Origin of the sequence: Bacteroides sp. CACC 737 (assembly GCF_013874375.1) — a bacterium.
Taxonomy (GTDB): Bacteria; Bacteroidota; Bacteroidia; order Bacteroidales; family Bacteroidaceae; genus Bacteroides; species Bacteroides uniformis.
In genome coordinates this window covers 124,834-137,519 of the sequence record NZ_CP059408.1, presented here as the reverse complement: position 1 = coordinate 137,519, position 12,686 = coordinate 124,834, and the positions used below count along the sequence as shown (strand labels likewise).

Genomic DNA, 12,686 nt, shown 5'->3' with positions numbered 1-12,686 from the left:
AATTCTAAAAAGTTAGTTTTCGCAAATATAACGGTTTATTCTCGGAAAGTACAATAAACCGGGATTTTTCTAAAGTACTAAATCATCGGCTATCTTAAATATGGCTTTTACATCATTTAGGAATTTCTCCCGCTTCCATATACAAGCAACAATATCGTTTAAAGAAACCAATCTTCCAACAACCTTTACGACTCCAGTACATATAAGGAAATGCCGAAGTTATTGCAAAGAAGTATTACAGTACTTTTAAAGGAGTACTACAGTGGTTCTCTATAAATAACTGTTTCTGTCCTCTAACATAAGAAATAACAATATAGGAACTCACCACAAGAAACGTCTATTTCTTTGTCCTATTCGCCAACACCAGGTGCAACGACCCGTAGATGCCCAGCACTATCACCAGCAACGTCTGTATGCCATGCACTATCAGCGCAAAGACACCCGCATCCGTAGCATTTACCCCATAAAGCATCATCATAGTGATGACAGCAAAGTGCCAGGGACCTGCCCCGTTGGGCGTAGGAACAATGACTGCAAACGTTCCTCCGACAAACATCACCATTCCGGCAAGGAAACTAAGGTGCTCTGTAAACTGGAAGCAATAGAAAGTTATATAGAAATGATAAAAATAGCATAGCCAAATAAGTAAAGTGTAAAGAACAAACAAAGGCACATTCTTCACATTCTTAAGCGACATCACACCTTCCCATATATTCAAGACTACCCCCTTCACCTTTTCAAAAAAAGAGAGCATACGCAACAGAAAATAGAGAAGTACCAGAACACCAATAATAGAAAAAAGAGCCACATAAAACCAAGGAGAAGTCACAAGATGCATCAGTGATGGAATCTTGGTGCCCGTCTCCTCAAAAAAACGGAAAAAAACGGGCATCTGCACCAAAAAAGTAATCCCCGTAATCAGCAGAATGCAAAGCGTATCTACCAACCGCTCTGTCACCACCGTCCCCAAGGACTTCGCAAAGGAAACATTATCATATTTGGCAAGTACTCCACAACGTGAAACCTCTCCCACACGGGGCAGTACCAGATTGGTGGCATAAGATACGAAAATGGCATCGACGCAATCGCTTGTTTTGGGATGAGCATCCAGTGGCTCCAAAGTCTGCTTCCAACGCCAGCCTCGCAACACATGGCTCATCACACCGAAGAACAAGGACAACAACATCCACCACCAGTTCGTCTGATGAAGTAGAACTTCTTCTGCCTTTGAAAAGTCAAAATCACGATATACCCAATAGAGGATAAAACCACCCAATAAAATGGGTAAGATGATTTTCAACGTTTTTTTTAGCAGCTTATTCATACGATATTCCCAAATTCTTCATTCTTCATTCTTCATTCTTCATTGAAAAGAACTACCTTTGCTCCGTGTAAAGATAGGTTGTTGTTCACGCTACAGCCTACGTTTACGGAGCAAAAGTAATGATTTAGTTGATACATGAGAGTAGTTAAACCTAAAAAGTTTCTCGGGCAACACTTCCTGAAAGACCTGAAAGTGGCACAAGACATTGCCGACACGGTAGATGTCTGTCCCGAAATTCCCATCCTCGAAGTTGGTCCGGGAATGGGAGTACTGACCCAGTTTCTTCTGCCCAAAGAACGCAACGTCAAAGTAGTAGAACTGGACTACGAGTCAGTGGCCTACCTACGGGAAGCCTATCCGCAACTGGAAGACAACATCATTGAGGACGATTTCCTCAAAATGAACCTGCAACGGTTGTTTGGCGGGCAACCTTTTGTGCTGACGGGAAACTATCCTTATAATATCTCCAGCCAGATATTCTTCAAAATGCTGGAATATAAGGATCTGATTCCCTGCTGTACGGGTATGATACAAAAGGAAGTAGCCGAGCGCATAGCCGCCGGGCCGGGCAGCAAGACATACGGAATCCTAAGTGTACTGATACAAGCATGGTACAAAGTGGAGTACTTGTTTACGGTACACGAACATGTCTTCAACCCGCCCCCAAAAGTTAAAAGTGCCGTCATCCGCATGATGCGCAATGAAACGCACGATTTAGGCTGCGACGAGAAATTGTTCAAGCAAGTAGTGAAAACCACGTTCAACCAACGACGCAAGACACTGCGGAACTCCATAAAACCGATACTCGGCAAAGACTGTCCACTGACGGAGGACGTATTATTTAATAAACGCCCGGAACAACTGTCCGTAAAGGAATTTATTCAGCTGACCAACCAAGTGGAGCAGGCATTGAGAACAATTAATGATTAATGGTTAGTGATTAAACACGAATAATCATGGAAATAGACGAAGAATATATAGACAAAGTCAAAAGCCTGATAGAACAGAAAGACGCGGAAAACGTCAAGACACTTTTGACCGACCTTCATCCGGCGGATATTGCAGAACTATGCAATGACCTCGGCTTGGAGGAAGCCCGCTTCGTTTACCGCCTCCTTGACAACGAAACGGCAGCGGATGTACTGGTTGAAATGGACGAAGACATCCGGAAAGAATTCCTGGAACTTCTTCCTTCGGAGACCATTGCCAAACGTTTCGTGGATTATATGGACACGGACGATGCCGTAGACCTGATGCGCGAACTCGATGAAGACAAGCAGGAGGAAATACTTTCGCACATCGAAGATATAGAACAAGCCGGTGACATCGTTGACCTGCTGAAATATGATGAAGACACTGCCGGTGGTTTGATGGGTACGGAAATGGTGACTGTCAATGAAAACTGGAGTATGCCGGAGTGTCTGAAGGAAATGCGCCTGCAAGCTGAAAAGCTGGATGAAATTTACTACGTATACGTCATCGACGACGAAGACCGTCTGCAAGGAGTATTCCCATTAAAGAAAATGATAACTTCCCCTTCTGTCTCCAAGGTAAAGCATGTGATGCGAAAAGATCCTATCTCCGTCCATGTAGATACCCCCATTGACGAAGTGGTGCAAATCATCGAAAAGTATGACTTAGTGGCAGTTCCTGTTGTAGACAGCATCGGGCGCCTGGTAGGCCAGATTACCGTAGACGACGTCATGGACGAAGTCCGCGAACAGTCGGAACGTGATTACCAGCTGGCATCCGGTTTGTCCCAAGATGTAGAAACGGACGATAATGTTATGCGCCAAACTTCAGCCCGCCTTCCATGGCTACTCATCGGTATGCTGGGCGGTATAGGCAACTCCATGATATTGGGCAACTTCGACACGACTTTCGCCGCCCACCCGGAAATGGCCCTTTATATTCCGTTGATTGGCGGTACGGGGGGAAACGTGGGAACCCAGTCGTCTGCCATCATCGTACAAGGCCTTGCCAACAGCTCACTGGATGCCAAAGACACCTTCAAACAGGTAGCTAAGGAAGCTGTAGTGGCGGTTATCAATGCAACCATCATTTCCCTGCTAGTATACATTTATAATTTTATCCGGTTCGGAGCTACGGCTACGGTCACTTATTCCGTCTCCATCAGCCTCTTTGCAGTCGTCATGTTTGCCTCCATCTTCGGAACGCTAGTCCCCATGACTTTAGAGAAGCTGAAGGTTGACCCGGCCATTGCCACCGGCCCATTTATCTCCATCACCAATGACATTATAGGCATGATGCTGTACATGGGTATCACAGTCTTACTGTCATAAAAACAAGAAAATAGAAAAAAATCAAGGCAAATTGTATGAAGTAATCATTTTATTTCATTAATTTGTAGCCTAATGTAACCCGAACGGGAGGAACCCGTTTCTAAAAAAGTAAATACAATGACGGACACTCATGACACTAATCTCCCCGAAAAGCCGGTGGAATTAGAAGAAGAAAAGAAGACAGCAGAGGTTTCTGAACCGGCAACAACAGAAACTCCCGCTGAAGAAATCGTTTCTAAAAAGCCGGTAGAGTCAGTTCTGAAGCTCACGAAAGAGGAAATACTTGCCAAACTCAAAGAGGTGGTTGCAGACGTGGAGAACGTGGCAAAACCTGAAATAGACGGTTTGAAGCAATCTTTCTACAAGCTGCACAATGCTGAGCAGGATGCGGCGAGAAAACTGTTCATTGAAAACGGAGGCGCCGCGGAGAACTTTGTTCCACAAACAGACTGTGTGGAGGAAGAGTTCAAGAATATCATGTCCGTCATCAAAGAAAAAAGAAGTGCACTCACAGCCGAACTGGAGAAGCAAAAGGAAATGAACCTGCAGGTAAAGCTTTCCATCATCGAAGAGCTGAAGGAGCTGGTTGAATCTCCAGATGACGCCAACAAGAGCTATACGGAGTTCAAGAAACTACAGCAGCAATGGAACGAAGTTAAACTCGTTCCGCAAGCTAAGGTCAACGAGCTTTGGAAAAACTACCAATTGTATGTTGAGAAATTCTATGACCTTCTGAAACTGAACAATGAATTCCGCGAATACGATTTCAAGAAGAATTTGGAAATCAAGACACATCTCTGTGAAGCTGCCGAAAAGCTGGCGGATGAAGAGGATGTAGTTTCAGCTTTCCATCAGTTACAGAAGCTACATCAAGAATTTCGTGATACAGGGCCGGTAGCCAAGGAACTACGCGACGAAATCTGGGCACGTTTCAAAGCTGCCTCTACAACCGTAAACCGACGTCACCAGCAACATTTCGAAGCATTGAAGGAAGTGGAACAGCACAATCTTGACCAAAAGACTGTAATTTGCGAAATCATAGAAGCCATTGACTACAAAGAACTGACAAGCTTTGCTTCTTGGGAGAGCAAGACGCAAGAAGTCATCGCACTTCAAAACAAATGGAAAACCATTGGTTTCGCTCCGCAAAAAATGAACGTGAAGATTTTCGAACGTTTCCGCAAAGCGTGCGACGAGTTCTTCCGTAAAAAGGGAGAGTTCTTCAAGAGCCTGAAGGAAGGTATGAACGAAAACCTGGAAAAGAAGCGTGCCTTGTGCGAAAAAGCAGAAACTCTGAAGGACAGTACCGACTGGAAAGCAACCGCCGATGAACTGACCAAACTTCAGAAAGAATGGAAAACCATTGGTCCGGTAGCAAAAAAATATTCGGATGCCGTATGGAAACGTTTCATCTCCACTTGTGACTACTTCTTCGAACAAAAGAACAAAGCCACTTCTTCACAGCGCAGCGTAGAGCAGGAAAATCTGGAAAAGAAAAAAGCCATCATCGAGAAACTGAATGCTATCGATGACCAAATGAATACGGAGGAAGCTACCCAACTGGTACGCGACCTCATGAAAGAGTGGAACGGCGTAGGACATGTACCTTTCAAAGAGAAAGACCGAATCTATAAGCAATACCACAGCCAGGTAGACAAATTGTTTGAACGCTTCAACATCAGCGCCTCCAACAAGAAGCTAAGCAACTTCAAGTCGACTATCAGCTCCATTCAGGAAGGTAGTCCACAAGCCCTTTACCGGGAACGTGAGAAGCTGGTACGTGCCTTCGACAATATGAAGAACGAGCTCCAGACATATGAAAACAATCTCGGCTTCCTGACCACTTCTTCCAAGAAGGGAAATAGTCTGCTGACAGAAATCAACCGCAAGGTGGAAAAGCTGAAAGCAGATATCGAACTTGTAAAAGAAAAGATAAAAGTGGTGGACGAGAATATCAAAAATCAAGGATAACGCAACAAGATAAGACTTAATAAAAAAGTAGACCCGCCCCTACAGCTATACAGCCGTGGGGGCGGGTCTACTTTTTTATTAAGTCTTATCAATGATGGAACAGACGGATACCCGTGAACGTCATGGCAATGCCATATTTATCGCAAGTTTCAATCACATGGTCATCGCGTACAGAACCACCCGCTTGGGCAATGTAATCTACTCCACTCTTATGGGCACGCTCAATATTGTCTCCAAAAGGAAAGAATGCATCCGAACCCAAAGAAACACCTTTCAATGTATCCAACCAAGCCCGTTTTTCTTCACGGGTCAGCACTTCAGGTTTCTCCGTAAAGAACTGCTGCCAAACACCGTTAACCAGCACATCGTCATGGTCTTCACTGATATAGACATCAATCGTATTATCACGGTCGGCACGGCGGATTTTCTCTACCCATGGCAAATTCAACACCCTCGGATGCTGGCGTAAATACCAAATGTCGGCCTTGTTGCCCGCCAAGCGAGTACAGTGGATACGGCTCTGCTGGCCGGCACCAATACCGATAGCCTGACCGTCCTTCACATAGCATACAGAATTCGACTGCGTATATTTCAAAGTGATAAGGGCTATCATCAAATCACGTTTCGCTGCTTCCGGGAAATTCTTATTCCGAGTAGGAATATTCGCAAAGAGTTCATCTCCATTCAGCTTTATCTCATTACGTCCCTGCTCAAACGTGATACCAAAGACATCCTTATGTTCAATCGGGGCAGGCTTATAGCCGGGACTTATCTGAATCACATTGTAAGTTCCTTTACGCTTTTCCCTCAAGATAGCCAGTGCTTCGTCCGTATACCCCGGAGCAATAACGCCATCCGAGACCTCGCGGTTAATAAAACGTGCAGTAGCCTCGTCGCACACATCACTCAAAGCGATAAAGTCACCATAAGAAGACATACGGTCGGCACCGCGGGCACGCACATATGCGCAAGCAAGCGGAGAGAGCGGAAGATTATCCACAAAATAAATCTTCTTCATTATTTCGTCGAGTTCCAAACCGATGGCGGCCCCCGCCGGACTGACGTGCTTGAATGAAGTTGCAGCAGGCATACCGGTCGCCTCTTTCAGTTCCTTTACCAACTGCCATCCATTCAAGGCATCCATAAAATTAATATACCCTGGACGTCCGTTCAGAACCTCAATAGGTAACTCCCCCTCCTGCATGAAAATGCGAGCCGGCTTCTGGTTAGGGTTACAGCCGTACTTCAGTGCTAATTCTTTTGCCATAAAATTCTGCTTTAATGTTGAAATGCTACAAATTTACAGAATATTTCCGGCTTACAGAAGCCTTGTCACTGAATTTGCCACCGAATGCCTACACTGAAATTTTCGTACATGATTGAAAAGTAACGAAAAAACCACTAAAACTTGCGATTTTAGTGGTTTTTTGACTTAAATAAGCTGTTTGATAGTTGGGCTACCTGGATTCGAACCAGGAATGACAGGACCAGAATCTGTAGTGTTACCATTACACCATAGCCCAATTATTGTTATTTCCGTTTTGCGGTTGCAAAGATACAAAGATTTCTATAAATCAAAACAAAAACGAGTATTTTTTTCGCAAAAAACTGATAAGATACCGTAATCCAAAGGATTATATAACTAAAAAAAATCAAAAATTGAAAGAGTTTTCCTCTTTTGCGTGTTTGATATGAGAAATCAACGTATATTTGTCAACAGTTTTAATATAATACTGTATAATGAACGAAACGAAAAAACTGATTCAACAGATAACAGAAGGTATTCAAGATAAAAAAGGAAAAAAAATCGTCATCGCAGATCTGACAAAAATCGACGATACAATATGCAATTATTTCGTCATCTGCCAAGGAAACTCTCCCAGCCAAGTGACAGCCATTGTAGAATCCATCAGGGACTTCACACGCAAGGGTGCCGACACCAAGCCCTTTGCCGTAGACGGGCTGCGCAATGCCGAATGGGTAGCTATGGACTACCCGGACATATTGGTGCATGTCTTCCTGCCTGAAACAAGGGAATTCTACAATCTGGAACACCTCTGGGCAGACGCCAAATTAACTCAAATTCCTGATCTCGATTAATCAAAACGTATGGACAATAATACCAACAAGAAACCCAATAAAGTGAATATGCCCAAGTTCAACCTGAACTGGCTGTATATGATTATAGCAATGATGTTGCTGGGGTTGTACCTGACTAATGAAAGTGGTACGGCAACTAAAAATATTTCTTATGATGAATTCCAGCAATATGTACGAGACGGTTATATAAGCAAAGTCATCGGCTACGACGACAATTCTGTCGAAGCATACGTCAAACCGCAACACGTAGGAAACGTATTTCGTCAGGACTCCAGTCGCGTAGGTAAGAATCCGCTTATTACGACCGAGGCCCCTTCACGCGAGAGCCTGGGCAATTTCCTGCAAAAGGAAAGAGACGACGCCCACTTTGACGGTTCTATTAACTACGAAAAAAAACGGAACTACTTCGGTGCCATTCTGTGGCAGATTCTCCCTTTTGCATTCCTTATCGGTTTCTGGATTTTCATGTCCCGCCGCATGAGCGGTGGTGGAGGCATGGGTGGAGGTGGAGGCATCTTCAGCGTAGGAAAGTCCAAGGCCCAATTGTTTGAAAAAGGTTCCCCCATCAAGATTACATTCAAAGATGTGGCAGGACTTGCCGAAGCCAAGCAAGAGGTAGAAGAAATTGTCGAGTTCTTGAAAGAGCCCCAGAAATATACCGATTTGGGAGGTAAGATACCCAAAGGCGCTTTGCTAGTAGGCCCTCCGGGAACCGGAAAGACCCTGCTTGCAAAGGCTGTGGCCGGAGAAGCCAACGTACCTTTCTTCTCTTTGGCAGGTTCCGACTTTGTGGAAATGTTTGTCGGCGTGGGAGCTTCCCGTGTCCGCGATTTGTTCCGCCAAGCAAAGGAAAAAGCGCCTTGTATCGTGTTTATCGACGAGATTGACGCTGTAGGGCGTGCCCGTGCCAAAGCAGCCGCTATGGGTGGCAACGACGAGCGCGAGAACACATTGAACCAGTTACTGACCGAGATGGACGGTTTCGGCTCCAACAGTGGTGTTATCATCTTAGCCGCCACCAACCGTGTGGACGTTTTGGATAAGGCATTGTTGCGTGCCGGACGTTTTGACCGCCAAATACATGTAGACCTACCCGACCTTAATGAGCGTAAGGAAGTATTCGGTGTACACCTGCGCCCCATCAAGATAGACAATAGTGTGGATGTAGACCTTCTGGCACGCCAGACTCCCGGATTCTCGGGGGCAGACATTGCCAATGTATGTAACGAAGCAGCTTTGATAGCCGCCCGCCACGGCAAAAAGTTTGTCGGAAAGCAAGACTTCCTGGACGCTGTAGACCGTATTGTGGGTGGGTTGGAAAAGAAAACCAAAATCACTACCGAGGCCGAACGCCGTTCCATTGCCATACACGAAGCCGGCCATGCCAGTATCTCCTGGTTACTGGAATACGCCAATCCACTGATTAAAGTAACCATTGTACCCCGTGGACGCGCTTTGGGCGCGGCTTGGTATCTGCCGGAAGAACGGCAAATCACCACCAAGGAACAGATGCTTGATGAGATGTGTGCCACCTTGGGAGGACGTGCTGCCGAAGACCTATTCTTAGGTAGAATATCCACCGGAGCCATGAATGACTTGGAACGCGTGACCAAGCAGGCGTACGGTATGATTGCCTATCTGGGTATGAGCGAAAAACTCCCCAATCTCTGTTACTATAATAATGAGGAATATTCCTTCAACCGCCCGTATAGCGAAAAGACTGCGGAACTGATTGACGAAGAAGTGAAGCAGATGGTCAACGAACAGTACGAACGTGCCAAGAAAATATTGTCCGAAAACCAAGAAGGGCACAACCGGCTGGCACAACTGCTGATTGACAAAGAAGTAATCTTTGCCGAAGACGTTGAGCACATCTTTGGGAAACGTCCATGGGCTTCCCGCTCGGAGGAAATCAGTGCAAACAAGACTGCTGCCGAGCTAAAAAAAGCAGAGCAAGAAGAAGAGCAAAAAGCCATAGAAGCAGAAAAGGAAGTCAAGGAAGAAGAAGAAAAGCATGAAAAATAACTTTATCCAACGTGCCGTTACCGGCGTGTTATTCGTCATAGTATTGGTGGGCTGTATTCTTTACAGCCCCCTTTCGTTCGGTATACTGTTCACCATTATCAGCGCACTGAGCGTACATGAGTTTGCCCAATTAGTCAGCAAAAGCGGCGAAGTAAGCATTAACAAAACCATCACTGCATTGGGGGGAGCCTACCTTTTCCTTGCATTAATGAGTTTCTGTACCCAGCAGTCTGTAGGAGCACGGGTATTCCTTCCTTATTTGGGACTATTGCTCTACATGATGATTACGGAACTTTACCTCAAGAAAAAGAATCCGACGGATAACTGGGCCTACTCCATGCTAAGCCAATTATACGTGGCACTCCCCTTTGCCCTGCTGAACGTACTTGCTTTTCAAAATTCCTCGGAAACGGGCAGTGTAACCTATAACCCTATTCTACCGCTTTCCATTTTCGTATTTATCTGGTTGAGCGATACAGGTGCCTATTGCGTAGGTTCGCTGATAGGCAAAAACCGTCTGTTCGAACGTATCTCACCTAAAAAATCTTGGGAGGGCAGCATCGGCGGCGGAATATTCTCCATCGCTTCCTCTCTTGGCTTTGCACACTTCTTTCCATTTATGTCAGAATGGCAATGGGTAGGTCTGGCAATCGTTGTCGTCATTTTCGGCACTTGGGGCGATCTGACCGAATCACTCATGAAACGCCAATTGGGCATAAAGGATTCCGGTAACATTCTGCCGGGGCATGGAGGGATGCTCGACCGTTTCGACAGTGCACTGATGGCAATTCCTGCAGCAGTTGTTTATCTATATGCCTTGACGATGTTCTAACGACGACTCACATGACCAAACTTACATAAAACAAATATAAAAAGAGCACCCGGGCAAGGTGAATGACATCAAAATCCCGGGTGCTCTTTCTAACTATATACTCTCGCAAACTCTTTCTTACTTCAACTGCATATTGGACAAATCCACATTAGTAGTCAACTTTTCATTAGTACCCACAGTTTTCAAATCAAAGGTTACTTCCACCTCTCCATTCTCCTCTGAATTGAGTTTCAACTTGATACCTTTGGTTTCAAAGGGAATGTCCAGACTGTTCAGATTATAAGAAACAGCACCGGGGCTGCGATAACCCGTCAAGTCATCATAGTCGTTATAGCGGAGTTCCAAGTGGATGTATCCGTCTTCACCATACAAAGCATCATCTTCTTGCGGACGTACCAGACTGATGCGATGTTTATTATCAGCCGAAGACGGCAGGTTCTGCATGAAAAAAATGTTCATATAGCCACCGCTAATGGTAATGTCACCTTTATATATAAGTACGGAATCATTGCCGAACTCCTCTTCTGTTTCGGGAGTCAGCGTCTCCACCTCTTTCGTCAGAACATTCTGCAAGCGTAACAATTTCACAGCATGGTCATACCCTGCATAGTCGTCCCACAAAGGATTGAACATGGTAATCACACGCTGCCCATCCACAGCATCATACCACCCAATGTCCGTATTCACCGGCCAGAGTGTCCCCCAGACATCGCAGTTTAAATAAAAGGCATTTCCCGTAACACGCACAGTAGCCCACAAAGGCGGGGTGAAATCACCCAAAGAATATCCGTCGTTATCATCACATGATTGCAAAGCGGGCATCACTGCCAAACATATTGCCATAAATAACCAATGTAGCTTTTTCATAATCAAAGTCCTTTTCATTTGTTTCTGTATAGAAAATACAAAAGCCGGGCATTTACTGCACCGGCTTTTCCCATTTTAACAAATTCTTAATTTTTCGATTATTCTTCCCTCTTTCTCAGTAATGCCACCATCTCGCGGGCAGCATGTTTGGGTGCCCCTGCCTCTCCCAGACGGGATGCCATATACTCATATCCCTCGAGCATCTGACGGCGGTATTCCTTATCGTACAAAATGCGGTTCAGCTCCGAGCGTACCTGCTCTACCGTCATGGTATCTGCAACCAGCTCTTTCACCACCTCCCGGTTGGCTATGAGATTGACCAGGGAAATGTACTTCACTTTCAGTATATGCCGCTTCAGGAAAGCGATAACCTTTCCTATCGGAGTATGGTAGCACACCGCTTGCGGCACACGGAACAGAGCTGTTTCCAGCGTTGCCGTCCCCGAAGTGACCAGTGCAGCCTCTGCCTGCCTCAACAAAGGGTATGTCTTGTTGAAGATAATCTTCACGTCCGCCCCACCCACATAACGTTTATAATACTCGGGGGAAATACCCGGAGCACCGGCCAGCACCAGTTGATAATCGGGAAAAGAAGCTGCCGCACGAAGCATGTCGGGCAGATTGTCCTTGATTTCCTGCTTGCGGCTACCAGCCAGCAGAGCAATAATGGGTTTGGTAGGAAGTCCGTTTGCCCGGACAAAGTCGTCGAATGTCTCTGAGCTGGAAGCAAGAAAAGCCGTCACTTCATCCACTGTCGGATTGCCAACATAACGTATCGGATACCCGTGCTTCCCTTCAAAAAACTCCACTTCGAACGGTAGGATGGAGAACAGCTCATCTACATCCCGTTTAATATTCTTGATGCGGTATTCCTTCCATGCCCAAATCTTGGGAGAGATATAATAAAAGACAGGAATCCTCGTGTTGGCATGGACAAACTTGGCTATATCCAGATTAAAGCCCGGATAGTCCACCAAAATCAGCACATCCGGCTGCCACGCAACAATATCCTCCTTGCAGCGCTTCATATTGGCAAAAATGGTGCGCAGATGCAGCAATACGGGAATGAACCCCATATATGCCAACTCTTTGTAATGCTTCACCATCACACCACCCACTGCAGCCATGAGATCGCCTCCGAAGAAACGGAACTCCGCTTGCGAGTCCTCCTCCTTCAATGCAGCCATCAGATGGGAAGCATGCAGGTCACCAGAAGCTTCACCGGCAATCAAGTAGTACTTCATATCAATTGATAATTGTCAAT

Annotated in this window: 10 protein-coding genes and 1 tRNA gene; 6 read left to right on the top strand and 5 right to left on the bottom strand. The window is 45.5% G+C overall.

Features of this window, described 5'->3' with window-relative positions; genetic code table 11:
* Positions 1-337: 337 nt before the first annotated feature.
* Positions 338-1,324 carry a lysylphosphatidylglycerol synthase transmembrane domain-containing protein gene (locus H1A11_RS00735; RefSeq protein WP_181757597.1) on the bottom strand — a complete coding sequence of 329 codons (987 nt, stop codon included), beginning with the start codon at positions 1,322-1,324 and terminating at the stop codon, positions 338-340.
* Between the two features lie 135 nt (positions 1,325-1,459).
* Here H1A11_RS00735 and rsmA point away from each other — a divergent pair, with 135 nt between their 5' ends.
* The 3 genes from rsmA to H1A11_RS00720 all read left to right on the top strand — a co-directional run bounded on the left by rsmA (position 1,460) and on the right by H1A11_RS00720 (position 5,598).
* Positions 1,460-2,254: a 16S rRNA (adenine(1518)-N(6)/adenine(1519)-N(6))-dimethyltransferase RsmA gene (gene rsmA / locus H1A11_RS00730; RefSeq protein WP_119961787.1), complete on the top strand. Its 795-nt coding sequence runs from the start codon at positions 1,460-1,462 to the stop codon at positions 2,252-2,254.
* 26 nt (positions 2,255-2,280) lie between these two features.
* Positions 2,281-3,627, top strand: a complete 1,347-nt coding sequence (mgtE, locus tag H1A11_RS00725) for a magnesium transporter (RefSeq protein WP_165491386.1) — start codon at positions 2,281-2,283, stop codon at positions 3,625-3,627.
* A gap of 117 nt (positions 3,628-3,744) precedes the next feature.
* The gene (locus H1A11_RS00720; protein WP_181757596.1) at positions 3,745-5,598 is read left to right on the top strand and encodes a DUF349 domain-containing protein; all 1,854 of its coding nucleotides are present in this window, start codon (positions 3,745-3,747) and stop codon (positions 5,596-5,598) included.
* Between the two features lie 88 nt (positions 5,599-5,686).
* Here H1A11_RS00720 and H1A11_RS00715 read toward each other — a convergent pair whose 3' ends face one another.
* Positions 5,687-6,865, bottom strand: a complete 1,179-nt coding sequence (locus tag H1A11_RS00715; RefSeq protein ID WP_138345865.1) for a phosphoribosylaminoimidazolecarboxamide formyltransferase — start codon at positions 6,863-6,865, stop codon at positions 5,687-5,689.
* A 185-nt stretch (positions 6,866-7,050) separates the two neighbouring features.
* Positions 7,051-7,121: transfer RNA gene (locus H1A11_RS00710), tRNA-Gln, on the bottom strand.
* A 217-nt stretch (positions 7,122-7,338) separates the two neighbouring features.
* Here H1A11_RS00710 and rsfS point away from each other — a divergent pair.
* The 3 genes from rsfS to H1A11_RS00695 are packed head-to-tail and all read left to right on the top strand — an operon-like array spanning position 7,339 to position 10,555.
* Positions 7,339-7,698, top strand: coding sequence for a ribosome silencing factor (rsfS, locus tag H1A11_RS00705; RefSeq protein ID WP_117599304.1), 360 nt, complete (start codon positions 7,339-7,341; stop codon positions 7,696-7,698).
* A gap of 9 nt (positions 7,699-7,707) precedes the next feature.
* Positions 7,708-9,723, top strand: coding sequence for an ATP-dependent zinc metalloprotease FtsH (gene ftsH, locus H1A11_RS00700; RefSeq protein ID WP_016274133.1), 2,016 nt, complete (start codon positions 7,708-7,710; stop codon positions 9,721-9,723).
* Positions 9,713-10,555, top strand: a complete 843-nt coding sequence (locus H1A11_RS00695) for a phosphatidate cytidylyltransferase (RefSeq protein ID WP_181757595.1) — start codon at positions 9,713-9,715, stop codon at positions 10,553-10,555. Before ftsH ends, H1A11_RS00695 begins: the two co-directional genes overlap by 11 nt.
* 117 nt (positions 10,556-10,672) lie before the next feature.
* Here the strand turns inward: H1A11_RS00695 and H1A11_RS00690 are convergent, their stop codons facing one another.
* Positions 10,673-11,422 (bottom strand): NigD-like protein, encoded by a 750-nt coding sequence (locus H1A11_RS00690; protein ID WP_174646336.1) that lies wholly within the window; start codon positions 11,420-11,422, stop codon positions 10,673-10,675.
* 98 nt (positions 11,423-11,520) lie between these two features.
* A complete protein-coding gene (gene lpxB, locus H1A11_RS00685) occupies positions 11,521-12,666 on the bottom strand; it encodes a lipid-A-disaccharide synthase (RefSeq protein WP_181757594.1) in 1,146 nt (381 codons plus the stop codon).
* Positions 12,667-12,686 lie beyond the last annotated feature (20 nt).

What these genes read in the sequence shown, in the direction of transcription:
- H1A11_RS00735 (WP_181757597.1), bottom strand. Translation starts at nt 1,324, where the DNA reads ATGAATAAGCTGCTAAAAAAAACGTTGAAAATCATCTTACCCATTTTA.
- rsmA (WP_119961787.1), top strand. Translation starts at nt 1,460, where the DNA reads ATGAGAGTAGTTAAACCTAAAAAGTTTCTCGGGCAACACTTCCTGAAA.
- mgtE (WP_165491386.1), top strand. Translation starts at nt 2,281, where the DNA reads ATGGAAATAGACGAAGAATATATAGACAAAGTCAAAAGCCTGATAGAA.
- H1A11_RS00720 (WP_181757596.1), top strand. Translation starts at nt 3,745, where the DNA reads ATGACGGACACTCATGACACTAATCTCCCCGAAAAGCCGGTGGAATTA.
- H1A11_RS00715 (WP_138345865.1), bottom strand. Translation starts at nt 6,865, where the DNA reads ATGGCAAAAGAATTAGCACTGAAGTACGGCTGTAACCCTAACCAGAAG.
- rsfS (WP_117599304.1), top strand. Translation starts at nt 7,339, where the DNA reads ATGAACGAAACGAAAAAACTGATTCAACAGATAACAGAAGGTATTCAA.
- ftsH (WP_016274133.1), top strand. Translation starts at nt 7,708, where the DNA reads ATGGACAATAATACCAACAAGAAACCCAATAAAGTGAATATGCCCAAG.
- H1A11_RS00695 (WP_181757595.1), top strand. Translation starts at nt 9,713, where the DNA reads ATGAAAAATAACTTTATCCAACGTGCCGTTACCGGCGTGTTATTCGTC.
- H1A11_RS00690 (WP_174646336.1), bottom strand. Translation starts at nt 11,422, where the DNA reads ATGAAAAAGCTACATTGGTTATTTATGGCAATATGTTTGGCAGTGATG.
- lpxB (WP_181757594.1), bottom strand. Translation starts at nt 12,666, where the DNA reads ATGAAGTACTACTTGATTGCCGGTGAAGCTTCTGGTGACCTGCATGCT.